The sequence below is a fragment of the Bradyrhizobium sp. Kon37 genome (genome assembly GCF_055807535.1).
This window is the reverse complement of sequence record NZ_JBVVOY010000004.1, coordinates 196010-220360: the sequence shown is the minus strand read 5'-3', so window position 1 is coordinate 220360 and position 24351 is coordinate 196010. Positions and strand designations below refer to the sequence as shown.

Here is a 24351-nt window from a genome sequence, read left to right as displayed (position 1 = left end):
CTCGAAGGATGAGGGCGATCGCCGCCGTCATCACCCCAATGACACGCCCGCCTTGGCGCGGCTGATCCCGAGCGCCAGGATGCGCTGCAGGAGAGCCGGATATTTGAGCCCGGCATGTAGAGCGGCCGTGGCGAACTCCTGGCTCTTGGCGATCTCGGGATTGGGATTGGCTTCGATGAAATACGGCGTGCCGTCGGCGGTGAGACGAAAATCGATGCGCGCGTAGCCGTCGAGGCCAAGCACCCGGTAGATGCGTTTCGCGGCCCGCTGGATCCTGGCGGTCACTTCCGGCGCCAGATCCTTCGCAGGCCCGTCGACGATGCCGACCTTCTCCTGATAGTCGGTGTCGTGCTTGGCTTTCTCCGTGGCGATGTGTCGTGAGCTGCGGCCGCCCATGCTGCCGAACTTCAACTCCCAGACCGGCAGAACGCGTAAGCGGTTGTTGCCGAGCACGCCGACGTAGAGCTCTCGTCCCTCGATGAACTGCTCGGCGATGGCGGCGGATTCGACCCGCTCGTGGATGAAGGCAACCCGCTCGGCCAGCTTCTCGTCGGTATCGACGATCGAGGCTTGCGAGATGCCGAACGAGCCATCCATGTTCAGGCTCTTGACGATCAGCGGCAGCGCAAGGCGCGTCGGGCGTTTCACTTTGCGGCGCATCGGGAAGACGGCAAAGGCCGGCGCGGCGATCCGGCGGTGATGCACCAGCGTCTTGGACAGATCCTTGCCGCGGGCCAGGGTCAGGCCGCGCGGATTGCACCCGGTGTAAGGAACCTTCATCAGCTCGAGATAGCTCGCGATGTGCTGGTCGAAGGCGACGTTGTTGTGGAATTCCTCCAGCAACGTGAAAACCACGTGCGGCTTGAACTCCTCGATCGCCTCGCGCACCGGCCTGATTTCCTCCTGCGCGCCGAGCGGTCGAACCTCGTGGCCGGCTGCACGCAAGGTGCTCACCACGTCATATTCGGTCTTCCACGTATTGATCTCCTGTGCGGAGTATCCGTCGGAGGAGTCCGGAGGCAGGAAGTCCGGATGCATGAGGACCAGAATGCGCAGACGTCTCATAGCGCGATCCATTTTCGTCGAGACGGGCCAAACATCGTGTGCATCGTCTTGGCGGTGACGAGGACGATGAAGTCGAGAACGAGCTTCTGTTCAGGGCCGACGGCACGCAGATCGAGCTCGCGACAACGAGAGATCATCTCGTCAAGCACGGCATCGAGCGTAAGCTGATTCTCGCCGGTCCATCGCGAGACCAATTGCCTGATCTGGGAGCGGTGGCGCCTGATCAGGGCTGAAGCCGGCTTTGAGCGGTGATGCCGTGGATCGGCTGAAAACAGCCGGGAGAGATCGCGGTCGTAGGTCTTGGGGGGCGTGAAGGCGTAGAACGCCTGCTTCTTCTTGTAGTGCTCTTCGAGCGTCTGGCTGAGCCGACCCAGCGGATCGACACGTTCCCGCGTCGCGATCGGCGGCCGCTTTCCCGCGATCTCGCCCATCAGCTCGTCGACATATTCGAGCTTCTTCAGCGCCGGCCAACCAGCATATCGCGTCCGCCAGTTCGAGCGCGGCCGCAGCCACACCGCAAAGGTTTCGGCGAAATCCTCGTCCGGATGACTCTGCGCATACCACAGTCGCAGATGCTGGACATAGCGCCGGCTGGCCGGATTGGGCCGGTAGTAGCGCGGATAGTGTTTCGACGACGGGCCGAACAGCTGCTGCCAGCGCCGCCGGCGCTGTAGCTGGTAGCCGTGCTGGATCGCGTGGCCCGCTTCGTGACGGAGGATGGCCATGCATTCGCGCCAGGTGCCGCCCTCGACGTCGAACATCATCTTCTTTTCGAGCTTCATCAGGCGGGGATGAGCAAGATAGAAGGGAATGGCGATGCCGGGAACGCCACCCGGACTGAACCATTCGCTCGACATCCAGGTGTGCGGCCGCAGCCGGATATCCCGTTCTTCCAGCTCCTCATAGAGCGTGCTGACGCAATCCTCGAGCCAGGTGCCTTCGACCGTAACCCTCAGGCTGGAGAGGCGTTGCTTGAGCAACTCGTCATCCGACAGCTTCTCCCAGGCAAATTTCCGGCGTGGCATCGGGCATCCAGAGGGCAGAGATGACTCGGGATTCGGATGATGTCATGGGCGGTCGTTGGCAACAACCCGGGGGCTGCCTCGTAAGGGACGTAGACGCTCGCACTCCCTCGCCCCGCTTGCGGGGAGAGGGTGGGGTGAGGGGGAGTCTCCACGGGGGCGGTGAGAGTTGGACTCGCGGAGAGTCCCCCTCACCCGGAATTCAAGCTTCGCTCGAATTCCGGCCTCTCCCCGCAAGCGGGGAGAGGCGAAGAAGAAAATCAGTCGAACAGGCTCGACACCGACTCTTCCGCCGCGGTGCGGGCGATCGCGTCGGAGATCAGGCTGGCGATCGGCAGCGTGCGGATGTTCGGGGCCTTGCTCACCGCCTCCGTCGGCAGGATCGAGTCGGTGATCACCAGCTCCTTCAGCCTGGAGTTCGTGATCCGGGCGGCCGCGCCGCCGGAGAGCACGCCGTGGGTGATGTAGGCGTAGACGTCCTTGGCGCCCTTGGCGATCAGCGCGTCGGCGGCGTTCACCAGCGTGCCGCCGGAGTCCACGATGTCGTCGATCAGGATGCAGGTGTAGCCGGCGACGTCGCCGATCACGTTCATGACCTCGGATTCACCCGCCCTCTCGCGGCGCTTGTCGACGATCGCGAGCGGGGTGTTGATGCGCTTGGCGAGGCCGCGTGCGCGCGCCACGCCGCCGACGTCGGGCGAGATCACCATCGTCCTGGAGAGGTCGAACTTGTCCTTGATGTCGCGCACCATCAGCGGCGCCGCGTAGAGGTTGTCGGTCGGGATATCGAAGAAGCCCTGGATCTGGCCGGCATGCAGGTCGAGCGTCATGACGCGGTCGACGCCGGCCTGCGTGATCAGATTGGCGACCAGTTTGGCCGAGATCGGCGTGCGCGAACCCGATTTGCGGTCCTGCCGGGCGTAGCCGAAATAGGGCAGCACCGCGGTGATGCGGCGCGCCGAGGAGCGGCGCAGTGCGTCGGTGATGATCAGCAATTCCATCAGATGGTCGTTCGCCGGGAACGAGGTCGACTGGACGACGAAGGCATCCGAGCCGCGCACGTTCTCCTGGATCTCGACGAAGATCTCCATGTCGGCGAAGCGCCGTACCACCGCCTTGGTCAGCGGCAGGTCGAGACCCTGCGCGATGGCCTGCGCGAGAGCCGGATTGGAGTTGCCGGCGACGAGCTTGATGGAGCCGTTCTTGGCCGACATGGACGCTTCCTCCCGCGCTTTGCTGGACACGATGTTCAACATCAAACAATACCCACTGGAAGCACGGTTACGACGGGCGAGGAAATATCAGGCCGGGGGCTGCAATGGCAACCCGGGACGCTACGTTTTCCCTGCGAAATCCTGAGTCCGGCCAACGGTTTGGCCGGAAGTTAGGGCCGTGGTTTCGCGGGGGTTATCGCTCGGCATAGCCCAGCGCCGAGGCCGGCATCTCGGCCGATGGAGCCTCCCGGATCACGCTCGCCACGGCCGGCCCGCGCAAGCCTGGAGCCGAGCCCGGCGCATCCGGCGTACCGTTGATCATGTTGGAAAGTCCGCTGAATCCGGCCTGGGCGATCTTCCGCAGCACGAGGTCGTCGGCAGCGGCCCAAGGGTCGCGGCCGCCCTTGGCCGCCGTCGGTTCCTCGCCGGAAAGGCGCAGCGCCCGCTGCTGGTTGGCGTCGTAGACGTCCCATACCCAGGCGATCACGGTCTTGCCGCGCACGATCTGGGCGGAGAGGTAGCTGCGCACGCGGTAGGCAGCCGTCCCCTCGCGGGAGACCACGGACAGGCTGCGCAGCTTGGATTCGGTGTCGAGCACGCCGACCATGCGGTCGAACACTTGCGGCGGCGGCCCGTCGATCGATTCGAACGCGACCGTCGCCCCGGAGCCGGCGCTCGGCGCCATCGCATAGGAGTTCGCGGCACCGCCGCCACCGGCACAGCCGCCAAGCGCGGCCGCCGCCGTGAGCAGCATGACCGCCAGCACGCGCGAACCTGCGCGGCGCAAGATGAATGACGCATCCCTCATTATGGAGGGCAGCGATATCGTTAAAACGCATTAACGTCTAGGGCGGGTGCGCCACAGCCCACTGTCATCGCGCGCAGGCATCGCCCCGGAATGACACGGGGTTGCCCTTGTGTTCATGCTTCGAGCGCGATCGCGTGAACGTGGCGGCCGTAATCCGGCTCCTTGCGATGCACCGAGCGGCGGTAGCTGAAGAAGCGTTCGTCGGCATAGGTGTCCAGACCGAGATCGTCGATCATCAGGATGCCCGCGGCTTCCAGACGCTTGCGGATGAAGCCGGCGAGGTCGAACATCGCGTGGCTTTCGCGCACCGACGGGATGAAGAACATGGCGTTGTCCGCGTCCGCCTCGATGAAGCGCGCCACGAACTCGTTGCCGACTTCATAACTGTCCTGGCGGATCAGCGGGCCGATCGCGGCGATGATGCGGCTCCGCGAGGCGCCGAGTTTTTCCATCGCCGAAATGGTCTGCTCCAGCACGCCGGTGAGCGCGCCCTTCCAGCCGGCATGGGCGCCCCCGATCACGCCCGCGTCGGGATCGACGAACAGCACCGGCCCGCAATCGGCGGTGGAGACGCCGAGCGCGATGCCGGGCACCTTCGTCACCAGCGCATCGCCCTTGGGCCGCGGCCCGCTCGGCCACGGAGCGTCGGCCACAAGCACGTCGGGCGAATGGATCTGGTGCAGGCTGAGAAAGCGTTCCGGTGCGACGCCGACATGCTCGGCCATGCGGCGGCGGTTCTCCGCGACAAGGGCCTGATCGTCATTGGAGCCGAGCCCGCCGTTCAGCGCGGAATAGATGCCGCCCGAGACGCCGCCTTCGCGGGTGAAGAAGGCGTGGCGCAGGCCCGGCACCGCGGACAGCAGCGAGGAGGCAAGCGTCATGAATCGTCTCCGGCGCGTTCGAGATCGCTGAGTCCCGCAAGGCCCGTCAACCGTGGCTCGGAGATGCCAAGCACCTTGAACATCGAGCCCATGCCGCTGCGCCCGGTTTCGGTCAGGCGCTTGAGCGCGATCGAAATGTCGGTGGCGACGTCAGGGGCCGCCTTCTGCATCAAGGCGGCTGCCCGGGTCTCGATGCCGACGCGCTTGAGGAAATCGCCCTGCGTCACCGGCCCGTGCACCCGGGCGCCGACGTCCTCCGCCCCGCGCGCGAGCGCCTGGAAGTCGACATGGGCCGTGACGTCGGCCTGGCCCGGCGCCTTCAGGGGATCGGTGAAGGTGTGGCGCGCGATCGCCTGGAAGGTGTCGCCGGCATCGCTGCACAGGTGGCCGTAATCGATGATCAGCGCCGCGCCGTCCTGGTCGCGCACGCGGCTGGCGAGCTTCATGATCTCGGCATCGGGCCGCCATTCGAACACGGCACCGACTGGCGCGGCGCGCACCAGAGGCGGCAGCAGCACCTCGAAGCGCGGCGTCGGCTCGGCCGCCGCGCCGAATTGAAGTTTTCCGTTGGCGTCGACCTCGATCACGCGCTCGTGCCAGCCGTTCTCGTGACGGACCATCTGGTGGATCGGCAGCACGTCGAAATATTCGTTGGCGAGGATGATGCTCGGTCCCTCGGGCACGTCGTCGATGCTGTCGTGCCAGGCGATGTTGCGCACGCCCGACAGCGTCGCACTCTGCCGCTCGCGCAGGACCGGATTGACCTCGACCATGTGGATGTGGAGCGCCTGGTAGAGCGGCGGCAGCACGCGGAGCGCGCGCAGCGCATCCGCCATCATGGTGCCGCGGCCGGGGCCGAGCTCGATCAGCCGCAGGAATTGCGGTGACCCCATCTGCTTCCACACCGAGGCGGTCCACAGGCCCAAGAGCTCGCCGAACATCTGGCTGACCTCAGGCGCTGTGGTGAAGTCGCCTTCTCGTCCCAACGGATCGCGCGAGACGTAATAGCCATAGCGCGGATGCATCAGGCACAGTTCCATGTACCGCCAGACCGGCATGGGGCCTGAGGATTTGATCAGCGCCTTGATCTCGTCGAGTAACGGCTGGTCGGTCACGGTCCATCTTCTCAAAAGGAATTAACGAATAGCCCCTGCGGGCTTCGGCGCACCGCGCCTCACCGCCAATACAATAAGTATGAGGCCGACAATAAGCATCGGGATCGACAACAGCATGCCCATGGTTAATCCGCCCCAGAGGAAGCCGAGCTGGACGTCCGGTTCGCGGAATTGCTCTCCGGCGATCCGGCTCAGACCATAGATCAGGATGAAGGCGCCGAGGATCATGCCGGGCCGTTTCAGGGCGCCGAAGCGGATCATGATCGCGAGCACCGCGAACAGCAAAATGCCCTCCATGCCGGCTTCGTAGAGCTGGCTCGGATGGCGCGGCAGCTGGGTGGGATCATTGGGGAAGATCATCGCCCAGGGCAGCTCCGGGTCGGTGGCGCGGCCCCACAATTCGCCGTTGATGAAATTGGCGATGCGACCGAGCAGCAGCCCGACCGGAGCAACGGCGGTGGTGATGTCGCCGAGCGACAGGATCGAAATGCGGTTGCGATAGGCGAACCACATCACCGCGACGACGCAGCCGAGGAAGCCGCCGTGGAAGGACATGCCGCCTTCCCACAGCCTGAAGATCGCGGCGGGATGGTCGATGAAGAAGGGCAGATTGTAGAACAGCACATAGCCGGTGCGGCCGCCGAGGATGATGCCGAGCGTGACCCACAGGATGAAGTCGTCGATCTGCAGCAGCGACATCGGCGCCGGACCGCCCCACAGCCGCTCCTTTTTCAGGAGCGAGCGCGCATAGAGCCAGCCGAACACGATGCCGCAGATATAGGCCAGCGCATACCAGCGGATCGCGAACGGGCCGATCTCGATCGCGATCGGCTTGAAGGCGGGAAAGTCGATGAGCAGAAAGGGCATCGCGCCTTCTATGACTGGACGAGATTGCGGCGATAGAGCGCCAGCAGACGCTCCCAATGCCGCTCGGCGGCGGCGCGGTCGTAGACCGGACGCTTGGGGAAGGCGAAGCCGTGATGGGTGCCGGGATAGATCTCGACTTCGGCTTTGGCGCCGCTCATGCCCTGCTTCACCTTCTCGATGATCTCGGCGGGTGCGTAGACGTCGGTCTCGGCGCAGGCGAAGTAGAGTTCGGCCTTGGTCTTGGCTGCCGCGAGATGCGGGCTGTCGTCCTGGTCGGTTGCGAGCTGGGTGCCGTAGACCGAGGCGGCGGCCTTGACACGATCGGGGAAATGCGTGGCGGCGTTGACGGCGTAGCGGCCGCTCATGCAGTAGCCGACGGTGCCGATCAATTTGGTGTTCGCGGCCGCCTGGCCCTCGGCATAGGTGAGCAACGCCCGCGTGTCGTCCATGATCATGGGGATCGTGAGCGATCCCATCAGCGCGAACATGCGCTTGCGTTCCGGGGCGTTCGGATCGGCCGGCAGCGCGCCGAGCTCCATCACGCCGGAGCGGTAATAGAGGTTCGGCAGCATCACGTAATAGCCCGATGTCGCGAGCCTGCGCGCCATGTCGCGCAGCTCTTCGCGGATCGCCGGCGCGTCCATGTAGAACAGGATGACCGGAAACGGCCCGCCGCGTTCGGGGTGGCTGATGAAGGTTGCGGTGTGACCGTCCTTGGTGGGGATCGCGATCTGCTGGTCGATCATCTCGAGCGCCTTTTGTGATTCTTCTTATGCAGGGACGTTGAATACGATTGCAAGGAAACCGGGGCATGACAAGGATACCGCCGATCGGCCCTTGAACCGGCCCAAACGGATTGCCATTGTCTTCCCGCGCGTCGCGCAGAGTTCATCGAAAGCCGCCAGGAGACCGACATGACCCAGACCAACAACCGGTTTTTCGACGAGATCGGCCGCCTGATGAACGACGCCGCTGGTGCCGCGCAGGGCGTCAAGCGCGAGTTCGACACGGTGATGCGCACCCAGGCCGAAAAATTCCTGCGCGACATGGACCTGGTCAAGCGCGAGGAGTTCGAGGCGGTCAAGGACATGGCGCGCCTGGCGCGTGAGGAGAACGAGGCTCTGAAGGCGCGCATCGCGGCGCTGGAGGCCAAGCTCGGCGGCTAACTCCGCAGGGTCCATCCGGGCGATCCGGTTCCGCCCGGTAGCCCATTCTCCTTGTCATTTCCGCGTCTTCCGGGTAAAAGCCCGCCACGTCCGCAGCCCCCGCACCCCTGGAGGCTTGCTGCGGCGTATGCCATGGGCCGCGTTGCGGCCCATTAACTTTTGCAAAAACAAGGACTTAACGTTATGGCGACCGTCAAGGAATTGAAGGCGACCGCACGTCCGAAGAGCGGCAAGGGGGCCGCCCGGGCTGAGCGTCGCGCCGGGAGAGTGCCCGGAGTAATCTACGGCAACAACCAGCCCCCGCTGACCATCTCGGTTGACGATCGCGAACTGCGCTCGCGCATCCTCGCCGGCCGGTTCCTGACCACGCTGGTCGACATCGACCTCGAAGGCAACAAGCACCGCGTGATTCCGCGCGACTACCACCTCGATCCGGTCAAGGATTTCCCGATCCATGTCGACTTCATGCGGCTCGGCGAAGGCGCCACCATCCGCATCAGTGTTCCCTTGCACGTGGTGAAGGCTGAAGGTTCGCCCGGCGTGAAGCGCGGCGGCGCCGTGAACATCGTTGCGCATGCGATCGAGCTCGAGTGCGGCGTGGAGAACATCCCGCAGTTCATCGAGGCCGACGTCGGTTCGCTCGAAATCGGCCACTCGCTGCATCTCTCCGACATCAAGCTGCCGGCCGGCGTGAAGGCGCTGACCGCCGAGGACGCGACCCTCGTCACCATCGTGCCGCCGTCCGGCTACGCCGAAGAGCAGAAGGCCGCGGCTGCTGCCCCGGCTGCGGGTGCTGCTGCTCCGGCCGCTGGTGCTGCCGCTCCTGCTGCGGGTGCTGCTCCGGCAGCGGCTGCCAAGGCCCCGGCTGCCAAGGCTCCCGCCGGCGGCGACAAGAAGAAGTAATCTCTCAAAGCTGGCGCGCGGTCCCTGACCGCGCGCCGAGCGAGGGGCGCGCCGCGTCATGCGACTGTTTGTTGGGCTCGGCAATCCCGGCCCGAAATTCGCACGTAACCGGCACAATGTCGGCTTCATGGCCGTCGACGAGATCGCGCGACGTCATGGTTTCGCGCCTTGGCGCCGCAGGTTTCAGGGCGAGACCTCGGAAGGCACGCTCGGCACCGAGCGCGTGATCCTGCTCAAGCCGATGACCTACATGAACGAGTCCGGCCGCAGCGTTCAGGAAGCGGCAAGCTTCTTCAAGATCGCGCCGGGCGACGTCACCGTATTCCATGACGAACTCGAACTGCCGCCGGGCAAGGTGCGGGTGAAGATCGGCGGCGGCATCGCCGGCCACAACGGCCTGCGCTCGATCTCCGCCCATATCGGCAACGACTACCGCCGGGTGCGGCTCGGCATCGGTCATCCCGGCGTCAAGGAATTGGTGCACGGCCATGTGCTGTCGGACTTCGCCAAAGCCGACAACGACTGGGTGGCGACGCTCTGCGACGCGGTGGCCGAGCACGCGGCATTGGTTGCCAAAGGCACTGACGCGACCTTCGCCAACAGGGTGCACCTCGCCATGCAGGCGAAGGGATTTTTGACCAAGGACGACAACGGCAAGGAATAACGCTCGTGGGATTTAAATGCGGGATCGTCGGGTTGCCCAATGTCGGCAAATCGACCTTGTTCAACGCGCTGACCGAGACGGCCGCGGCGCAGGCGGCGAACTATCCGTTCTGCACAATCGAGCCGAATGTCGGCGAGGTCGCGGTGCCGGATCCGCGGCTCGATAAGCTCGCAGCGATCGCCAAGTCGGGCCAGATCATCCCGACCCGGCTGACCTTCGTGGATATCGCCGGCCTCGTGCGTGGCGCGTCCAAGGGTGAAGGCCTCGGCAACCAGTTCCTCGCCAACATCCGCGAGGTCGACGCCATCGCGCATGTCGTGCGCTGCTTCGAGGATTCCGACATCACCCATGTCGAGGGCAAGATCGCCCCGCTCGCCGACATCGAGACCATCGAGACCGAGCTGATGCTCGCCGATCTCGACAGCCTCGAAAAGCGCGTCGACAATCTGTCCAAGAAGGCCAAGGGCAACGACAAGGACGCCAAGGAGCAGCTCGACCTCGTCAACCGCACCCTGGTGCTGCTGCGCGAGGGCAAGCCCGCGCGCCTCGTCGAGCGCAAGGCGGAGGAGGAGCGCGCCTTCGGGATGCTGGGCCTGCTGTCGTCCAAGCCCGTGCTCTACGTCTGCAACGTCGAGGAAGGCTCGGCCGCGACTGGCAATTCGTTCTCGAAAGCGGTGCAGGACCAGGCTGCCAAGGAGGGCGCCATTGCCGTCGTCATCTCGGCAAAAATCGAATCCGAGATCGCCACCATCTCGCGTGACGAACGCGCCGACTTCCTGGAGACGCTGGGTCTCGAAGAGGCCGGCCTCGACCGCCTGATCCGCGCCGGCTACACGTTGCTCGACCTCATCACCTATTTCACGGTGGGCCCGAAGGAAGCGCGCGCCTGGACCATCTATCGCGGCACTAAGGCGCCGGGCGCGGCCGGTGTGATCCACACCGATTTCGAAAAGGGTTTTATCCGCGCCGAGACCATCGCGTATGAGGACTACGTCGCGCTCGGCGGCGAAGCCGGCGCCCGCGATGCCGGCAAGCTTCGCCTCGAAGGCAAGGAATACGTCGTCGCCGACGGCGACGTGATGCATTTCAGGTTCAACACGTAAGCTCTGGATAGGTTCGTAGCGTGGGTTAGCGCAGCGTAACCCACCCTGCTTCCTCGTTTGCAGAACGAAGTTGGTGGGTTATGCCTTCGGCTAACCTACCCTACGGCGCCGGTGCTTGCCTCACCGTACCCCGCCGCCCTGATCCCTGATCGCGCCGAGATGCTCGTTGATGCGGAAGATGATCAGGATCAGTTCCGCGATGATGCGCGAGAACACGATCCCGACGACGACGCTCGCGATCGACGACAGCAGCATCAGGAAGCCGCCGAACGGGCTGATCGCCATCATCGCGAGGCCGGAGAAGATGCCGGAGAGGCCGAACAGGCAGATCAGCGCGATCACCAGCCAGTAGAAGGTCTTGATGATCGTCGGCGTGATAAAGCGGTCCCATTGAAACAGGTCGCTGAATGAAAACATTGCTCTCCCCAGGGCAATTCAGATGTTGTCGGGCCTTGCAAATGGATCGTGGCCCCTCATCGATCCGACTCAAGACCAATGCCGGTGCGCCGAATGTAGCACGAGCCATGCGGGCCGGCGGGTTGAGATTGCCGCAAAGTGCGGCCACAATCTGTCATTCCCTCAAACCTTTCCCAAGATGACCCTGACCTTCGAAGATTTCCCGCCCGGCCGGTTCGGAACATTCGGCCCGCGCCATGTCACGCGCGACGAGATCGTGGCCTTTGCCGCCGAGTTCGATCCGCAGCCGATGCACCTCGACGAGGAGGCCGCCGGCAAAAGCATGCTGCGCGGCCTGTCCGGCTCGGGCTGGCATCTCTGTTCGCTGATGATGCGGATGATGGCCGACGGTTTCATTACCCGCGCCGCGTCGCTGGGATCTCCCGGCGTCGATGAAGTGCGCTGGCTGTCGCCGCTCAGACCCGGCGACGACCTCATGCTTGACGTCGACGTCGTGGAGGCCCGCACCTCGAAGAGCCGGCCGGAGCTCGGCATCGTCAAGTTCAAATGCACCGTGCGTAACGCGGCGGGGCAGGCGCTGTGCGAGATGACGTCGCCGATCCTGATCAAGCGGCGCGAGGGGGCGGTCTGATGCCGTTTTTCGAGGAGATCGAGATTGGGCATCGCCGCGAGATCGGCGCCTATACGTTCACGGCGGAGTCGATCAAGACATTCGCCGCAAAGTTCGATCCGCAGCGTTTTCACCTCGACGAGGAGGAGGGCAAGAACTCGCTGTTTGGCGGGCTCGCGGCCTCGGGCTGGCATGTCGGCTCAGCCTGCATGAGCCTGCTTGTCGCCGACGGCCAGCGTCTGGCGCGGGAGGCCGCTTCGCGCGGCGAGGAGGTCGCGGTGTGGGGTCCGTCGCCGGGGTTTCGCGACCTGCGCTGGATCAGGCCGGTGCTCGCCGGCGACATCGTCACCTATGTCAACGTCGTCATCGACAAGCGCAGCTCCGCCTCGCGACCCGGCTGGGGCATCCTGACCGCGCGCACCACCGGCACCAACCAGCGCGGCGAGGACGTCTACGCCATCACCGCCAGTGCTTTCGTGCCGATGCGTGCGAACGGCGGTTAGATTCGTTCCAGGATGAACGGCAAAAACAGCGCGCGAGTGTTGCCCCCGCGCTATGGACGCGATTCCGGGTGGCTGCCATAAGCCTGCGCAACATGGTTTTCCCGCGAAGCAGATCGCGGAACCATCGAGTTGCTAACCAATTATGAACCTGTCGCTGTCTATTTGAACGAACTGGGCAGAGTACAGGGGACGAGGACCATGGCAGACCGCGGCGCACTCAAGCTGGTTGGATTCATCTTTGCTACCGCGACGCTGGCGGTGATGCTGGTCGCCGGCATGGTGGTGAAGGGCTATGCCGATGGTGCCTACACCCTGGAAGCCTCGACCGTGGAAGCCGCCCGGTAAGACTTCGTTAACTCCGCGGGGCCGCAACGCGGCCTCCGCCTTCAGCGGCTATAGACGAACGCCAATATCGCGATCGCAACCGCCAGCAATCCGACAAAACGCAGCATGATCGTGCCGAACTGGTTCGGCGCGGGCCGCAGCGGTATCGGGTCGGTGGTGTCGGGCCGAATGCTTTCCATGACATGTCCCCAGGCCCGGCCGCGATGGCAAGAGCGCTTGGCGTTAGTCGCCGGAGGGATGCGGGAAGTTCAAAAATCCTCCGCTGTCATGCCCCGCGAAAGCGGGGCATCCAGTACGCCGGGATTCTCGGTTCTAGCCTCGCTGCCTCTGGAATACTGGATCACCCGCTTTCGCGGGCGATGACACTTTTCATGGGGCGCGTGCGCACCGTCACACATCCCGCGAATCAAAACCGCCGCGCCCCTTTCGGAACGCGGCGGCTGGTGATGCGTGATGTCAGCGATCAGCTGTTGCGCAGGCCGTCGGCGGCGCGCTTCCACTGCGAGACGTTGTCGGCGATCATGCGGGTCGACTTCATCGCGGCCTGGCTGAGCTGGGCGTAGCCGGAGATCTCGCGCTGGACGCGCTGGCCTTCGGCGTGGAGCAGGTCGCGCAGGCTCTCGAGCTCGGAGATCAAATTCTCGATCTCGGCGAGGGAGGTGCCGGCGACGCGCTGGATCAACGAGTTGACGTTGGTGACGGTGGCCTCCGCGCTCGGATCAAGCGGCGGCGCGTCCGTGGCGGTCGCTGCCGGACGGCGCAGATAGGCGATGTCGTTGCGGACGAAGTCACGGATGCCGGCTTCGACTTCCGTCACTGCGGCGAGGTTGGTGTCGATGGTCTCGGTCTCGGTGCCTTCGGTCTTTTCCGGACGCATGGCGTTCATCGTTATTCCCCTGTTCGCGTTGAGCGCAGCGCGAGTGTCCCCCGCACGACGACGTCAGCCTTGGACTAGGGCGTCGGATTTTGGCCGCAACTTGGCCGAGGTGCGGCAAGGGCGGTCCATTCGGGGGCTTTGCCGTGGCGTATGGTTACGGGAGTCTGAACGGGCGCGCCAAAGTGAAGGCGCGGCCCGGTCGGTGCTCGACTCCCTCGCCTCGCTTGGGGGAGAGTGGACCTACCAGCTCTTCTTGAAACCCGCCGTCAGGCTCTTGTTGATCGCCCCTTGCGAGGTTTCGCCGACTGAGCCGGAGACGGTGACGTTGTCGAAGAGCTTTTGTTCGGCGCCGACCTTGCGCAGCCATTTGTCGTCGGTGGTCGACAGGGACTGGCCCGCGGTGATGCTGGTGCCGGTATCGGTGAGGGTGACCTTGGCCGATTGGTCGGTCTCGTAGTTGCGCGTGATGTGACCGCCGACGCCGGGGAGCGCCGTCGTGCCCTGCTGGTTGACGCTGTAGCCGTTCTGCAGCGTCAGCGACGTGTCGCCCGACAGCGGCACCGACTTGATCAGCGACGCCCCGAGCTTGCTCTGCTCGGCGCCGGGATCGACGCGGGCCTCGACCGCGGTCTTGTCCCAGATCGCACCTGCTCCCGGCGCGGTCGCGGCCGCCCAGGCGCTGCCGGACGACTGAGGCACGCTGCCGCCATTGGTGGCTTTCTGCGCCAGCAGCTCCGACATCGTCCGCGGCTCGCTCGTCACCGTCATGTCGGCGCCGATGCGGGCGTCCCAGAACGAGGATACCGACTGCTTCACAGTCACCGCCGAGGAGCCGTTGGCGTTGGAGTTCGTCGCCCAGTTCAGCCCGTCCTTGGCGGCGGCCTGCGCGCGCTTCTTGGCGGCGATGATGTCGTTGAGCGTGCCGGCGTCGATCGCGAGCTGGCCCCAGTCGAGCTTGTCGACGTCGATGCCGCTCAGCACGTCGGGGTCGTTGACATCGGGGGCTTCCGCCGTCTCGGCCTCGTCGTCGGGCGCTGCGGCCGGGCCGGGGGAGAAGGGCGGAATGATCTGCGCCGACACCGTCAGCACCGATCCCAAGATGAAAGCGGCCGCCAGCATCGGCAGCCTGGTCCAGCCAAACCCTGTCGCGAATTCCATCGTCCTGCCCGTCAGCCCAGTTCCCGCCGAGGATGCGGAACCATCGTTGCGAAATTGTGGCGGTTCCATCGAACGCGAACCAACGGGCCGCGCGAAAGGCGCGCGCCCGATGACGAGCTTCTCCACGATTGCATCCGGCGGGGCTGGAGGCCAGGACGCGTCGCGGGGAGCATCAGCCATCGGTCCCGAACTGCGGGGCCCGTTGGTGTTCCGTTCAGCCGACGCCGGTCATCTTCGGCAGATGAATGGCGCGGCCGAGTGCCTGCTCGACCAGATCGAATGTATCGATCAGCACGCGCATGCTGGTGAGCTTGCCCGCCCTGAACTGGGCGAACTGCGCTACCCGCAAGCTGATCGGCTTGTTGGAATCCAGCGCGGTCAGCGAATAGCGCAGCATCGAGGCGGCGGAATCGACGCCGAGCATGATGCTCTCGCGGTCGAAGCGGCGGACCTGGAAATTGTCGGCGAGTTGGCGGATGACGTCGAGCACGGCGTCCTTGCCCTGGCGCGCGCCGAGGAACGGAAACATGTCGATCGGCCCGTAGAGCGCCCACTCGACGTCCTCGTCGATCAGGGTCTCGATGTCCTCGAAATGCCGGTCGTTGATCGCACGGTGCAATGCGCGCGAGAAACGCCAGAGGCTGTGCTCTGTCATCTTGGGCAGTCCTGAAGCTGGCTTGCGAAAAAACGAAAAACAACCCCAAGCGCACAGGATAAGGTGCCGCGGGGTCGCTCAACTCATTTGTATACGAACAAAATACGACAATTCGGCCAAAACGCAATTCACGTTTTCGCAATGCACAATTGATCCCGGCGTGTGAGATTTACAATAGAACACCGTATTTTCCCGGTCCGGGCCGATTTGGAGAGAGCTAGCCCCCGTCCGCCCGCTCGCCCACGATCAGCGGGCCGATCTCACGCTCCAGCACCTGCTGCACCAAATCGTAGGAATCGATGATCTCGCGGATCTGCGCCACCTGGCCCTGGCGGAAAGTGTAGAAAATGGCCATGTCGACCTGAATGATGCGGTCGTTGCTGCGCTTCCGGAAGAACACGCGCAGATAGGCCGCGACCGTGTCGCCCTCGGCGACGATCTGCGGCACCTCGTAGCGGATCTCGGCGTATCGCTCCTGCACGGTGCGCCAGAATTCGCCGAGCTCCTTCTTGCCGTGGCAGGGGCCCATGTGGGGCAGCACGTCGATCGGCGCGTGGGTGAGGAAGTCGACGTCGTCGGTGCAGCACGACAGCGCCGCCTCGAGATCGCTGCGCGAGATCGCGTCGAGCAGATGCAGCACGCGCTGGCGATTGAGCTTCTCGACCGTCATTCCGCCCGTCCTCATTGGCCGTGTGGAGCTTGCGCAAAGCTAACGCGCGGCCTCGGATACCGGCAATCCGCAAAACCACAGGGGATATTGCAGATCATATGACGCGCAAGCGCAATGCCAGGTTCATGGCTGCAATTGAGGGTTGAGCGACCCGTCGCCTGCACGAATTCGCGTGGCGTTCGGCGGCATCGACTCGGAAAGCGAGCGCGCGAGCGCGGCAGCGGACGCGGAACCGGGACGGGCCCGTGCCCGTTGAGGTCGCGACACCGCATCCGGAGACATCGATCCATGAAATCCCTCGCCGCCATCGCCGCCGTACTTCTCATCTGTGGCGCGACCTCCGCCGCCAACGCCAAGGGCTGCATCAAGGGCGCCGTCGTCGGCGGTGTCGCCGGCCACTATGCTGGCCATCATGGCGTCCTCGGCGCTGCCGCCGGCTGCCTCTACGGCCGCCACCATGCCAAGGAGCAGCAAGAGCAGGAGAGACAGCGGCAACAGCAGAGCCAAGTGAACGGGCAGGGCAAGCTGTAAAGTCACGGAAAACTGTGCTCCCGCCGTCTTCTATCCGGCATGCTTCGATGGTAAATTCCATTCGCGAACGCTGGGGTTGAACCAGGCGAGGGAACGATGGATGTCGGGAAGTTCTTGTGGGGTTTAGTCCTCGCAATCCTGTTCCTGTATTTCGTCGTCGCTTTCGTGGGGAAGGCTTCCCGTTCCGCGGGCGTCAAGTACAATTGGGTCGGCGTCTTGCTCTCATTCTCGACGATCGGCCTCGCCATCTATCTCGTTTTCTTTCGCCAGCTTTGAGCCGGTCCCGGCTGCCTCACGTCCCGGGCTCTCGGCCGGGCGTGAGCCAGCTCACATCGCGCGCCTTCCCCTGTGGCTATCGTCCTGCCCATGTCATCAGGGAGACGTGCCATGGCCGCCATCGCCAGAGTCAGAAAGTCCAGCCTGCACAACGCGCTCGAAGGCCTCGCGCTGACCGCGACGCTGCAGAGCTTTCCGACCTTCGCCGCCGCCGCCTTCCTGCTCAAGCTGGTCGGCAATCACGACCTGGTCGGCGATCCCGGCGTCGCCATCTTCGTCGCCATCGCCTCGCTCACCCATGCGCTGCTCGCGGTGAGCTTCGGGCCGAGCTTCCCGACATTCTTCAAGACCGTTTACGAACCAAAATTCTTCGAGGCCCATCTGTCGCTCACTGAGAAGATCACCGCATGGCGCACCCAACCGGTCGCCTCGCTGCAACTGATGACCATCGTGCTACTGATGTCGGTGATGGCCGTGGTGACGGCGAGCGTGGGGTGATCGCATCATGCCCTTCATCACCGCGTCGAAATCCGGCCCGCTCAACTGGCTCGAAGGCTTTGCGCTCACCACGATCCTGCAGGGTTTCCCGATCTTCGCTGCGGCGTCGCTGATGGTGAAGCTGCTGGGACATGACCGCGGTGGCAGTCACGCACTCACCATCGCGATGGCCTCGATCTTCTACAGCTGTCTCGCCATCTGGGCGGGATCGACATTCCCGAAATTTGCAAAGAACGCCTACGAACCGCTGTTCTTCGACGCCAGCCTGTCCTTCTCCGACAAGATCGCCCGCTGGCGCGCCAAGCCGGCGACGTCGATGCAACTCACGGCCTCAGTGCTGCTGCTGTCGCTGCTGGCGGCGGGTGTGGGGTGAGCTCGCGTTCTCATCATTCTCGCCGCCATGAACAACCATGGGCGGCGCCGGCGCTCTGCGCCCCCTACCTCTTCTTCCACCCACCTCTATGCCCCGGCGCGCCTCCGCTCGACCGCGGCGATGGGCCGAACTCCGGGCCCGACTGCCTGGAATCCGTCGGCTGGATGATGCGGCTTTCGCCGCCGAACGGCTTTGAGGGCAGCGCGCGGTCGCCCCGATACGGCAACGACTCCGGGCCGTGCATCTCGTCGAGATGCGGCTTGTGCACCTTCGAGCCGCTGCTGCCGCCGCTCGCCTTCAGCGTGGAGCTCACGGTCTTTTTCTTCATGGCGCTGACCGGCAAATTGGCGGCATCGCCGTATCTCTTCGCGCCCGCATAGGCGCCGGCCTTGCCCTGCACCGTGCGCTGCTTGACGGTGGGATCGTCGACCACCGCGAGCTCGGTGGCGCGCAGGCGCTTGACCTCGTCGCGCAGTCGGGCGGCTTCCTCGAAATTCAGATCGGCGGCGGCCTCGCGCATTCTCGTTTCAAGATCGCCGAGCACCGCTTCGAAATTGTGGCCGATCGAGATGACGTCGTCGGTCATGTCGTGGCCGCCGATCTCGACCAGCACATGATCGCGCTCGTAGACGCTGTTCATGATGTCGCCGATCGACTTCTTGATGCTCTCCGGCGTGATACCGTGCGCCGTGTTGTACTCGACCTGCTTCTCGCGGCGACGGTCGGTCTCGGCGATGGCGCGCTCCATCGAGCCCGTCATCTGGTCGGCATAGAGGATCACCTTGCCGTCGACGTTGCGCGCGGCGCGGCCGATGGTCTGGATCAGGGAGGTCTCGCTGCGCAAGAAGCCTTCCTTGTCGGCATCGAGGATCGCGACCAGCGCGCATTCGGGAATGTCGAGGCCTTCGCGCAGCAAATTGATGCCGACCAGCGCATCGAAGGCGCCGAGGCGCAGATCGCGGATGATCTCGATACGTTCGATGGTGTCGATATCGCTGTGCATGTAGCGGACGCGAATGCCCTGCTCGTGCAGATATTCGGTGAGGTCCTCCGCCATGCGCTTGGTCAGCACCGTGATCAGCGAGCGATAGCCGGCCTGGGCGGTGGCGCGGACCTCGCCGACGAGATCGTCGACCTGGGTGCGGGCCGGGCGGATGTTGACCGGAGGATCAATCAGGCCGGTCGGACGGATCACCTGCTCGACGAACACGCCGCCGCTCTCGTTGATCTCCCAGGCGCTGGGCGTGGCCGAGACCGCGACCGTCTGCGGCCGCATCATGTCCCATTCCTCGAAGCGCAGCGGGCGGTTGTCCATGCAGGAGGGCAGGCGGAAACCATATTCGGCCAGCGTCGCCTTGCGGCGGAAGTCGCCGCGGAACATGCCGCCGATCTGGGGCACGGTGACGTGGCTCTCGTCGGCGAACACCAGCGCGTTGTCGGGCACGTATTCGAACAGCGTCGGCGGCGGCTCGCCGGGCAGGCGTCCGGTGAGATAGCGCGAATAGTTCTCGATGCCGGCGCAGCTTCCGGTCGCCTCCATCATCTCGAGGTCGAAGGTGGTGCGCTGCTCCAGCCGCTGTGCTTCCAGCAGGCGGCCCTGATCGTGGAGCTGGTCGAGCCGCATCTTCAGTTCGGCTTTGATCGACTTGATCGCCTGCACCAGCGTCGGGCGCGGCGTCACATAGTGCGAGTTGGCGTAGATCTTGATGAATTCGAGCTCGTCCTGCTTGTGGCCGGTGAGCGGGTCGAACTCCTCGATGGTCTCGACGGTGTCGCCGAACAGGTTCACGCGCCAGGCACGGTCTTCATAGTGCGCCGGAAAGATGTCGATGACGTCGCCGCGCACGCGAAATGTGCCGCGGGTAAAATCGGCCTGGGTGCGCTTGTATTGCAGGGCGACGAGGTCGGCGATGAGCTGGCGCTGGTCGATGCGCTCGCCCTTCTTCAGCGCAAAGGTCATCGCGGTGTAGGTTTCGACCGAGCCGATACCGTAGATGCAGGACACCGAGGCGACGATGATGACGTCGTCGCGTTCGAGCAGCGCGCGCGTCGCCGAGTGGCGCATGCGGTCGATCTGCTCGTTGATCGAGGAGTCCTTTTCTATGTAGGTGTCGGTGCGAGGGACATACGCTTCCGGCTGGTAGTAGTCGTAATAGCTGACGAAATACTCGACCGCGTTGTCGGGGAAGAAGCTCTTGAACTCGCCATAGAGCTGGGCGGCGAGCGTCTTGTTCGGCGCCAGGATGATGGCGGGCCGCTGCGTGGCCTCGATCACCTTGGCCATGGTGTAGGTCTTGCCGGAGCCGGTGACGCCGAGCAGCACCTGCGAGCGGTCGTTGCGGTTGATGCCCTCGACCAGCTCGGCGATCGCGGTCGGCTGGTCGCCGCGCGGCTCGTAATGCGATTTGATCTCGAAGCGCACGCCGCCTTCGGACTTTTCCGGGCGCGGCGGCCGATGCGGGGTCCACACCCTGGTGGAGCCGTCGTCCTTGCGGAACTCCGGCCGTCCCTCGCGGATCAGCGATTCCAGCGCGTCGGCGGTCGCCTTGACGCCGAGCGCCTCCATCTTGCTGCGGGGCGGACGCGCCAGCGCTTCGGCGTCGTCCTCTTCCGTGGGAAGTCCGAGCTGACGCGCCAGCTCCGGATCGAGCGTCGGGATCGTGGCCGCGGTTCCGTAATTGGCCTGCGGCGCCTCGCCAAAGCCCGCGTCGCGGGCGCTGGGCGGCTGCGGATTGGGCCGCAGCGGCATCGGCCTCGTATTGTCCTGCGGAAACTCCTTCGGCGTCGAGGCCCGCGCGCGATGCGCGGCGGCCTCGCCCCCGGAGCGCCGGTCGCGCGAATTGTCCGGGGGCGGCTGCAAGCCGGTGCCCGATCCGAGCCCGGCGTCGCCGCGATTGATCGCGGGATTGAGCAACTCGGCCAGCGCCGGCCCGATCGGCTGCACGTCCGGGCGTGACGCCTTGGAGTTTGGCGCCTTCGCGTTCGGAGCCTTGGTCTTGGGGGATTTGCCGGATTTTTCGGGGGATGCAGGTTTCTTCGCCATGCTCCGAATATGGGGCGAGTCCGTCGCTCAGGAAAGAGGTCTCTCCGCTTGGCAACAGATGTCAGCAAGGCGGAAGCGGTGGGTCCTCAATGAAGCATTGTCGCGACGCACTCCTCGACCTGCGCCCGCCGCCCCGGAATATCCGGCAGAAACTGGAATCCGGTGAGGCGCTCGACCACCTTCACCGTGGTTCGAAAGCTCTTGAGGTATTCGAGCGCGTCCTTATCCTCGAGCTTCCGATGATCGATATTTGGCAGAACGTAGGCGTTCGCGCGCTTGCTGCCGGGATCATAGAGGATCTTGAACAGCGCAATGGGAACCGCGACTCCGACGTCGCACTTCTTCTTCGAGCCGCAGATGGCCGTTTTTTTGGGCGCCTCGAACTTGATCTCAACCTTGCAGGCATTGTTCCTCTTCGTCACCTCCGGAAGACTGTCCTCGTCGTCCGCATAGACCGGCCCGGTAATGACGTAGAGCTCGCCGCGATCCTTCGTGAGGGTGCGTACCAGCTGTTCAAACTCCTTCCAGATGCCCCGATTGAATCCGAGGCCCTGCTGTGGAACGGCATTCGACAAAATGAAGCTCTCGTCCATCCAGTCGGCGTTGAAGCTGAAGTCGGCGGAGGCGGCTTGATGCCCGCGATCGAGTTTGCTGCCGGTATAGTCTGCGTCCTTGGCCTGCGCCGAATCGCAGACGCCTTCCTCCGACTTGAATTTCTTGCTCTCCGGACGCTTGAACTTGCCGCTGACCTGCTTCTTGTTCAGCGCCTCGATCACCCAGAACGGCGTCTTGGCCTCGTTGTTGTGCAGGAGCACGTATCGGGTGTGACAGACGGTGGTGGCGTCGAGATCGTCGCCACCGGTCGGCAGGCCGATCTTTTCCCAGAGCGCACGACAACTGTCGGGATCGTTCACCGGCTTTGCCAGAGCTGTTTCACAAACATCGGCCCGGACCGGCTGACACAGGGTCAGTCCGAGGCAGATGAGCCAGCACAGACGCGAGAATTTCGACATGGCTCGCCTCCGGACTCAACCATTCGCGCCGGGCGGCGTGGTCGTGGGCTTGCGGCCCCGTGCCGGTTTGCTTGCGGCGGCCTCCGCGGTTTGCTCCTGCTTGCGCTCCGACGAGCTCACGGTCTTCGATATGACATAGGTGCCGCCGCTGATGCCGAGCAGCGCCAGCACATTGCCGGGAATTTCGATCAGCGTTCCGGCCTCGATGGACAGCAGCAGATAGAGTCCAGCGATAACGAATGTGAAGATTAGGAACTGGAAGCGGGAGAGGCTCGCCTTCGGCGGCGAGGTGTCATTGGGCGTTTGCGGCTCGGACAGCAATCCCGCGAGAGCTCCGGAGTCGCTGAACAACTTCCAGAGTACAAGCGCGGCGAACCCGAGCAGAATGATCGAAATAACGACAAAGCCCCACCATGAAATCCATTGCGCGGTCATGAAATTACCTCCTGAAAAACTAGCTTCGTTCACTCCTTCGTGCGATTTTTCCGGCCAGATAGAGGCCGTTCCCGCCGGTCAGCAGCGTCACGAGCTCCTCCGACAAATCCGGCATCGACAATGCTCCGGTTGGCATCGTGACGATTCCGGTGTTGAGTGCGTGAATCGTATAGATGGCCAGCACCGCGGGAACGATGGCGGCTGCGACCACCCGTTCGGGATTGACGCTATCGTCTTTGGAGATGTCGCTGACGAGCAGGCCGCTTGACGCCACTTCGTCACGCAGCACACGAATGAGTACGAGCAACAGCATCGCGCCGAACCAGGCGATCAGGCCAAAGGCCAGAAACTTGCCAATTGCTGTCATCAGCCCCGCGCTCCCGTCAACATTCTGCCACATCGTATGGCCGGATGCAATCAAAGGTAGTGCACAAGGGCGGGGGTGTGGAGCTCCGAGATATCCAAGCGAGCGTCGTCTCGGGAGATCGAGCCACTTCACTCCGTCAGCATTCGTCCGCGTCAGGAACTGCGGCCGCTAGGCTTACGAACCCGCGATCACGCCGCCGGCGACGGTCCCTCGTCGTCCCCGGCTGCCCGATGCGGCTCGAGGATGTCGAGATGGATGCCGCCGCAATCGGTGCAGCGCATGGCCCAATACTCGCATCCGGCACGGCCGCCGATCACGCGGAGCACGGCGAGATCGCCGTCGCATTCCGGGCAGCTGGACAGCACATTGCGGGTGTAAATCCTCGGTCGCGACGTGTCTTCGAATTCGATGACTGACATGACCGGTCTCCCCCTTTGACCCTGCGCAGTTCCTTGGTCGCCTGCAGTCCCGCTCGCTTATTCGTCGTCGCTGTCGTCGGCCCGCCGACGGAATCGATCGATGTGATGCTTGGCATGGGTAATCGCGGCATCGGGATCGGGCCAGGCGAAGCCGACTTCCATGGCTGGAAACAGCACGCCGTCGATGGCAACCGGGCTGAAATCGGCACGCCTGATACGGGCGTGCCAAAGCCCCTGGCCAGCTTCGAAGGATTCGATGTCAAAGCCGTCGTAGAGGGTCGTCATTGCAGTCCCCAAAATGTTTTGTTCGAGCGCCTTGTTGGAGGGTCAGAAGACCACGTTTGCGGATTCTGAGATGTGAAGCCGTTCACAAGCGGCGGGCTTTTTTGCCCAAAGGGCCGGTCGCAGCGTCAGTTCCGCGCGCTGGTGCGGCCGGTCCGCCGGACGGGACGGGCGGCGGGCTCCGACGCCGCGCGCATGATCCAGCGGCGGAATGCGGCAAAGTCGCGCTGCTCGGTCTGGAAGCTGCGATAGAGCAGGTACCAGCGCATGCCCTTGGGCACGGAGAGGTCGAATGGCGCCACCAGCCGACCGGCGGCGAGATCGTCGTCGATATAGGGCCGGATGCCCATGGCGATGCCGAGCCCGTCGGCGGCAGCCTGAAGCGCCTGGCCGTAGAACTGGAACTCCGGGCCCCGCGCGTTGGTGCGCGCGAGGTTCGCGGCCTTGAGCCAGATCGGCCAGTCCTCGGGCGAATGCGCGACGCGGATCAGGCTCGGTCCCCTAAGATCGGCCGGGCGCTTCAGCGAGGACGCCAGGCGAGGCACGCAGACCGGCGTGAGGTCGCCGGCGAACAGCGGCTCGGCCACCAGCCCGGGCCAGTCGCCGGTACCGAGCTGGATGCCGCAGCTCCAGTCTTCGCCGAACGGCACCGACGCGCCGCCGGTGGTGAAGCGCACCTCTATGTCGGGCTCCTCGTTGCGAAACTCCGACAGGCGCGGGATCAGCCAGCGCATCGCGAAGGTGTGGCCGATGCCGATGGTGAGCACGCGGACGCTCGAAGGCGCCGTCACCTGGGCGGTGAGGCTTGCGAGCGCATCGAAGATCGGGGTCAGCCCGCTCTGATAGGCGCGGCCCGCCTGCGTAAGCAGCAGCTTGTTGGCCTTGCGCTCGAACAGCGCGACGCCGAGGCGTTCTTCCAAGATGTGCACCATGCGGCTGACCGCGGCTGCCGACACGCTCAGCTCGAGGCCGGCCGCGGCAAAGCTGCCGGCCCGCGCCGCGGCTTCGAATGCCTTGATGCCGTTGAGAAACAGCAAGCGCCGCAAATGACCGACCCTCAGGAAAGCTGAT

Annotated in this window: 32 protein-coding genes; 11 read left to right on the top strand and 21 right to left on the bottom strand. The window is 64.5% G+C overall.

Annotated features, from left to right (window positions below; genetic code table 11):
• Window positions 1-30: 30 nt before the first annotated feature.
• From AC0L3J_RS11805 to AC0L3J_RS11770, 8 genes are all read right to left on the bottom strand, one after another.
• Complete coding sequence (locus AC0L3J_RS11805) at window positions 31-1065, bottom strand: D-alanine--D-alanine ligase family protein (protein ID WP_473347084.1); 1035 nt, start codon at window positions 1063-1065, stop codon at window positions 31-33.
• Window positions 1062-2090 carry a putative zinc-binding metallopeptidase gene (locus AC0L3J_RS11800; RefSeq protein WP_473347083.1) on the bottom strand — a complete coding sequence of 343 codons (1029 nt, stop codon included), beginning with the start codon at window positions 2088-2090 and terminating at the stop codon, window positions 1062-1064. The genes AC0L3J_RS11805 and AC0L3J_RS11800 overlap by 4 nt, the downstream gene beginning before the upstream one ends.
• A 257-nt stretch (window positions 2091-2347) precedes the next feature.
• Window positions 2348-3301 carry a ribose-phosphate pyrophosphokinase gene (locus AC0L3J_RS11795; protein WP_473347082.1) on the bottom strand — a complete coding sequence of 318 codons (954 nt, stop codon included), beginning with the start codon at window positions 3299-3301 and terminating at the stop codon, window positions 2348-2350.
• 193 nt (window positions 3302-3494) lie between these two features.
• The gene (locus tag AC0L3J_RS11790; RefSeq protein ID WP_473347081.1) at window positions 3495-4109 is read right to left on the bottom strand and encodes a hypothetical protein; all 615 of its coding nucleotides are present in this window, start codon (window positions 4107-4109) and stop codon (window positions 3495-3497) included.
• A gap of 113 nt (window positions 4110-4222) precedes the next feature.
• Complete coding sequence (gene pgeF, locus AC0L3J_RS11785) at window positions 4223-4990, bottom strand: peptidoglycan editing factor PgeF (RefSeq protein ID WP_473347080.1); 768 nt, start codon at window positions 4988-4990, stop codon at window positions 4223-4225.
• The gene (locus tag AC0L3J_RS11780; protein WP_473347079.1) at window positions 4987-6105 is read right to left on the bottom strand and encodes a class I SAM-dependent methyltransferase; all 1119 of its coding nucleotides are present in this window, start codon (window positions 6103-6105) and stop codon (window positions 4987-4989) included. Before AC0L3J_RS11780 ends, pgeF begins: the two co-directional genes overlap by 4 nt.
• Before the next feature lie 21 nt (window positions 6106-6126).
• Complete coding sequence (gene lgt, locus AC0L3J_RS11775) at window positions 6127-6972, bottom strand: prolipoprotein diacylglyceryl transferase (RefSeq protein ID WP_473347078.1); 846 nt, start codon at window positions 6970-6972, stop codon at window positions 6127-6129.
• 8 nt (window positions 6973-6980) lie between these two features.
• Entirely contained in the window at window positions 6981-7718 is a 738-nt protein-coding gene (locus AC0L3J_RS11770; RefSeq protein ID WP_473347077.1) for a dienelactone hydrolase family protein, read from the bottom strand.
• Between the two features lie 168 nt (window positions 7719-7886).
• Between AC0L3J_RS11770 and AC0L3J_RS11765 the strand changes: the two genes are divergently transcribed.
• The 4 genes from AC0L3J_RS11765 to ychF all read left to right on the top strand — a co-directional run bounded on the left by AC0L3J_RS11765 (window position 7887) and on the right by ychF (window position 10808).
• Complete coding sequence (locus tag AC0L3J_RS11765; RefSeq protein ID WP_007596812.1) at window positions 7887-8138, top strand: accessory factor UbiK family protein; 252 nt, start codon at window positions 7887-7889, stop codon at window positions 8136-8138.
• 183 nt (window positions 8139-8321) lie between these two features.
• Complete coding sequence (locus AC0L3J_RS11760; RefSeq protein ID WP_473278600.1) at window positions 8322-9041, top strand: 50S ribosomal protein L25/general stress protein Ctc; 720 nt, start codon at window positions 8322-8324, stop codon at window positions 9039-9041.
• A 58-nt stretch (window positions 9042-9099) separates the two neighbouring features.
• A complete protein-coding gene (gene pth / locus AC0L3J_RS11755) occupies window positions 9100-9705 on the top strand; it encodes an aminoacyl-tRNA hydrolase (protein WP_456767760.1) in 606 nt (201 codons plus the stop codon).
• 5 nt (window positions 9706-9710) lie between these two features.
• Window positions 9711-10808: a redox-regulated ATPase YchF gene (gene ychF / locus AC0L3J_RS11750; protein ID WP_007614830.1), complete on the top strand. Its 1098-nt coding sequence runs from the start codon at window positions 9711-9713 to the stop codon at window positions 10806-10808.
• Window positions 10809-10928: 120 nt separating this feature from the next.
• Here the strand turns inward: ychF and AC0L3J_RS11745 are convergent, their stop codons facing one another.
• Window positions 10929-11225 carry a DUF4282 domain-containing protein gene (locus AC0L3J_RS11745; RefSeq protein WP_007596805.1) on the bottom strand — a complete coding sequence of 99 codons (297 nt, stop codon included), beginning with the start codon at window positions 11223-11225 and terminating at the stop codon, window positions 10929-10931.
• Window positions 11226-11403: 178 nt separating this feature from the next.
• On the opposite strand from AC0L3J_RS11745, the gene AC0L3J_RS11740 reads away from it, so the two are divergent.
• The 3 genes from AC0L3J_RS11740 to AC0L3J_RS11730 all read left to right on the top strand — a co-directional run bounded on the left by AC0L3J_RS11740 (window position 11404) and on the right by AC0L3J_RS11730 (window position 12683).
• On the top strand, window positions 11404-11856 hold the full coding sequence (locus AC0L3J_RS11740; RefSeq protein ID WP_354208208.1) for a MaoC family dehydratase: 453 nt from the start codon (window positions 11404-11406) through the stop codon (window positions 11854-11856).
• Window positions 11856-12338, top strand: a complete 483-nt coding sequence (locus AC0L3J_RS11735) for a MaoC family dehydratase (RefSeq protein ID WP_027520354.1) — start codon at window positions 11856-11858, stop codon at window positions 12336-12338. Before AC0L3J_RS11740 ends, AC0L3J_RS11735 begins: the two co-directional genes overlap by 1 nt.
• Window positions 12339-12536: 198 nt before the next feature.
• On the top strand, window positions 12537-12683 hold the full coding sequence (locus AC0L3J_RS11730) for a hypothetical protein (protein ID WP_007596790.1): 147 nt from the start codon (window positions 12537-12539) through the stop codon (window positions 12681-12683).
• 41 nt (window positions 12684-12724) lie between these two features.
• Here AC0L3J_RS11730 and AC0L3J_RS11725 read toward each other — a convergent pair whose 3' ends face one another.
• From AC0L3J_RS11725 to AC0L3J_RS11705, 5 genes are all read right to left on the bottom strand, one after another.
• Window positions 12725-12862 carry a hypothetical protein gene (locus AC0L3J_RS11725; RefSeq protein ID WP_007614812.1) on the bottom strand — a complete coding sequence of 46 codons (138 nt, stop codon included), beginning with the start codon at window positions 12860-12862 and terminating at the stop codon, window positions 12725-12727.
• Between the two features lie 284 nt (window positions 12863-13146).
• Entirely contained in the window at window positions 13147-13569 is a 423-nt protein-coding gene (locus AC0L3J_RS11720) for a hypothetical protein (protein ID WP_007614810.1), read from the bottom strand.
• A gap of 231 nt (window positions 13570-13800) precedes the next feature.
• The gene (locus tag AC0L3J_RS11715; RefSeq protein WP_473288009.1) at window positions 13801-14718 is read right to left on the bottom strand and encodes a hypothetical protein; all 918 of its coding nucleotides are present in this window, start codon (window positions 14716-14718) and stop codon (window positions 13801-13803) included.
• Window positions 14719-14932: 214 nt separating this feature from the next.
• On the bottom strand, window positions 14933-15373 hold the full coding sequence (locus AC0L3J_RS11710; RefSeq protein ID WP_456767764.1) for a nuclear transport factor 2 family protein: 441 nt from the start codon (window positions 15371-15373) through the stop codon (window positions 14933-14935).
• Between the two features lie 217 nt (window positions 15374-15590).
• Window positions 15591-16043, bottom strand: a complete 453-nt coding sequence (locus AC0L3J_RS11705; protein WP_473288010.1) for a nuclear transport factor 2 family protein — start codon at window positions 16041-16043, stop codon at window positions 15591-15593.
• Between the two features lie 288 nt (window positions 16044-16331).
• Between AC0L3J_RS11705 and AC0L3J_RS11700 the strand changes: the two genes are divergently transcribed.
• The 4 genes from AC0L3J_RS11700 to AC0L3J_RS11685 all read left to right on the top strand — a co-directional run bounded on the left by AC0L3J_RS11700 (window position 16332) and on the right by AC0L3J_RS11685 (window position 17721).
• Entirely contained in the window at window positions 16332-16574 is a 243-nt protein-coding gene (locus AC0L3J_RS11700) for a hypothetical protein (RefSeq protein WP_027520351.1), read from the top strand.
• 96 nt (window positions 16575-16670) lie between these two features.
• Window positions 16671-16850, top strand: a complete 180-nt coding sequence (locus AC0L3J_RS11695) for a hypothetical protein (RefSeq protein ID WP_473347076.1) — start codon at window positions 16671-16673, stop codon at window positions 16848-16850.
• A 111-nt stretch (window positions 16851-16961) separates the two neighbouring features.
• Complete coding sequence (locus tag AC0L3J_RS11690; protein WP_473347075.1) at window positions 16962-17348, top strand: hypothetical protein; 387 nt, start codon at window positions 16962-16964, stop codon at window positions 17346-17348.
• Between the two features lie 7 nt (window positions 17349-17355).
• Window positions 17356-17721, top strand: a complete 366-nt coding sequence (locus tag AC0L3J_RS11685; protein ID WP_473347074.1) for a hypothetical protein — start codon at window positions 17356-17358, stop codon at window positions 17719-17721.
• A gap of 64 nt (window positions 17722-17785) precedes the next feature.
• Here AC0L3J_RS11685 and uvrB read toward each other — a convergent pair whose 3' ends face one another.
• The 7 genes from uvrB to AC0L3J_RS11650 all read right to left on the bottom strand — a co-directional run bounded on the left by uvrB (window position 17786) and on the right by AC0L3J_RS11650 (window position 24326).
• Window positions 17786-20764 (bottom strand): excinuclease ABC subunit UvrB, encoded by a 2979-nt coding sequence (gene uvrB, locus AC0L3J_RS11680; protein ID WP_473347073.1) that lies wholly within the window; start codon window positions 20762-20764, stop codon window positions 17786-17788.
• Between the two features lie 86 nt (window positions 20765-20850).
• Window positions 20851-21777 (bottom strand): DNA/RNA non-specific endonuclease, encoded by a 927-nt coding sequence (locus AC0L3J_RS11675; protein WP_473347072.1) that lies wholly within the window; start codon window positions 21775-21777, stop codon window positions 20851-20853.
• A 15-nt stretch (window positions 21778-21792) separates the two neighbouring features.
• Window positions 21793-22212, bottom strand: coding sequence for a hypothetical protein (locus AC0L3J_RS11670; protein ID WP_473347071.1), 420 nt, complete (start codon window positions 22210-22212; stop codon window positions 21793-21795).
• Window positions 22213-22231: 19 nt separating this feature from the next.
• Window positions 22232-22579, bottom strand: coding sequence for a hypothetical protein (locus tag AC0L3J_RS11665; RefSeq protein ID WP_473347070.1), 348 nt, complete (start codon window positions 22577-22579; stop codon window positions 22232-22234).
• 188 nt (window positions 22580-22767) lie between these two features.
• Complete coding sequence (locus AC0L3J_RS11660; protein WP_473347069.1) at window positions 22768-22998, bottom strand: hypothetical protein; 231 nt, start codon at window positions 22996-22998, stop codon at window positions 22768-22770.
• 57 nt (window positions 22999-23055) lie between these two features.
• Window positions 23056-23283 (bottom strand): hypothetical protein, encoded by a 228-nt coding sequence (locus AC0L3J_RS11655; protein WP_473347068.1) that lies wholly within the window; start codon window positions 23281-23283, stop codon window positions 23056-23058.
• 125 nt (window positions 23284-23408) lie between these two features.
• Window positions 23409-24326 carry a LysR substrate-binding domain-containing protein gene (locus AC0L3J_RS11650; protein ID WP_473347312.1) on the bottom strand — a complete coding sequence of 306 codons (918 nt, stop codon included), beginning with the start codon at window positions 24324-24326 and terminating at the stop codon, window positions 23409-23411.
• Window positions 24327-24351: the final 25 nt, after the last annotated feature.

Coding starts and splice junctions, on each gene's coding strand:
- pth (WP_456767760.1), top strand. CDS start 9,100: ATGCGACTGTTTGTTGGGCTCGGCAATCCCGGCCCGAAATTCGCACGT.
- AC0L3J_RS11770 (WP_473347077.1), bottom strand. CDS start 7,718: ATGATCGACCAGCAGATCGCGATCCCCACCAAGGACGGTCACACCGCA.
- AC0L3J_RS11705 (WP_473288010.1), bottom strand. CDS start 16,043: ATGACGGTCGAGAAGCTCAATCGCCAGCGCGTGCTGCATCTGCTCGAC.
- AC0L3J_RS11670 (WP_473347071.1), bottom strand. CDS start 22,212: ATGACCGCGCAATGGATTTCATGGTGGGGCTTTGTCGTTATTTCGATC.
- AC0L3J_RS11720 (WP_007614810.1), bottom strand. CDS start 13,569: ATGAACGCCATGCGTCCGGAAAAGACCGAAGGCACCGAGACCGAGACC.
- AC0L3J_RS11725 (WP_007614812.1), bottom strand. CDS start 12,862: ATGGAAAGCATTCGGCCCGACACCACCGACCCGATACCGCTGCGGCCC.
- AC0L3J_RS11690 (WP_473347075.1), top strand. CDS start 16,962: ATGGCCGCCATCGCCAGAGTCAGAAAGTCCAGCCTGCACAACGCGCTC.
- AC0L3J_RS11800 (WP_473347083.1), bottom strand. CDS start 2,090: ATGCCACGCCGGAAATTTGCCTGGGAGAAGCTGTCGGATGACGAGTTG.
- AC0L3J_RS11675 (WP_473347072.1), bottom strand. CDS start 21,777: ATGTCGAAATTCTCGCGTCTGTGCTGGCTCATCTGCCTCGGACTGACC.
- AC0L3J_RS11700 (WP_027520351.1), top strand. CDS start 16,332: ATGAAATCCCTCGCCGCCATCGCCGCCGTACTTCTCATCTGTGGCGCG.
- lgt (WP_473347078.1), bottom strand. CDS start 6,972: ATGCCCTTTCTGCTCATCGACTTTCCCGCCTTCAAGCCGATCGCGATC.
- AC0L3J_RS11760 (WP_473278600.1), top strand. CDS start 8,322: ATGGCGACCGTCAAGGAATTGAAGGCGACCGCACGTCCGAAGAGCGGC.
- AC0L3J_RS11790 (WP_473347081.1), bottom strand. CDS start 4,109: ATGAGGGATGCGTCATTCATCTTGCGCCGCGCAGGTTCGCGCGTGCTG.
- AC0L3J_RS11730 (WP_007596790.1), top strand. CDS start 12,537: ATGGCAGACCGCGGCGCACTCAAGCTGGTTGGATTCATCTTTGCTACC.
- AC0L3J_RS11740 (WP_354208208.1), top strand. CDS start 11,404: ATGACCCTGACCTTCGAAGATTTCCCGCCCGGCCGGTTCGGAACATTC.
- AC0L3J_RS11745 (WP_007596805.1), bottom strand. CDS start 11,225: ATGTTTTCATTCAGCGACCTGTTTCAATGGGACCGCTTTATCACGCCG.
- AC0L3J_RS11795 (WP_473347082.1), bottom strand. CDS start 3,301: ATGTCGGCCAAGAACGGCTCCATCAAGCTCGTCGCCGGCAACTCCAAT.
- AC0L3J_RS11655 (WP_473347068.1), bottom strand. CDS start 23,283: ATGACGACCCTCTACGACGGCTTTGACATCGAATCCTTCGAAGCTGGC.
- AC0L3J_RS11685 (WP_473347074.1), top strand. CDS start 17,356: ATGCCCTTCATCACCGCGTCGAAATCCGGCCCGCTCAACTGGCTCGAA.
- AC0L3J_RS11715 (WP_473288009.1), bottom strand. CDS start 14,718: ATGGAATTCGCGACAGGGTTTGGCTGGACCAGGCTGCCGATGCTGGCG.
- AC0L3J_RS11735 (WP_027520354.1), top strand. CDS start 11,856: ATGCCGTTTTTCGAGGAGATCGAGATTGGGCATCGCCGCGAGATCGGC.
- AC0L3J_RS11665 (WP_473347070.1), bottom strand. CDS start 22,579: ATGACAGCAATTGGCAAGTTTCTGGCCTTTGGCCTGATCGCCTGGTTC.
- pgeF (WP_473347080.1), bottom strand. CDS start 4,990: ATGACGCTTGCCTCCTCGCTGCTGTCCGCGGTGCCGGGCCTGCGCCAC.
- AC0L3J_RS11710 (WP_456767764.1), bottom strand. CDS start 15,373: ATGACAGAGCACAGCCTCTGGCGTTTCTCGCGCGCATTGCACCGTGCG.
- AC0L3J_RS11695 (WP_473347076.1), top strand. CDS start 16,671: ATGGATGTCGGGAAGTTCTTGTGGGGTTTAGTCCTCGCAATCCTGTTC.
- uvrB (WP_473347073.1), bottom strand. CDS start 20,764: ATGGCGAAGAAACCTGCATCCCCCGAAAAATCCGGCAAATCCCCCAAG.
- AC0L3J_RS11805 (WP_473347084.1), bottom strand. CDS start 1,065: ATGAGACGTCTGCGCATTCTGGTCCTCATGCATCCGGACTTCCTGCCT.
- AC0L3J_RS11765 (WP_007596812.1), top strand. CDS start 7,887: ATGACCCAGACCAACAACCGGTTTTTCGACGAGATCGGCCGCCTGATG.
- AC0L3J_RS11660 (WP_473347069.1), bottom strand. CDS start 22,998: ATGTCAGTCATCGAATTCGAAGACACGTCGCGACCGAGGATTTACACC.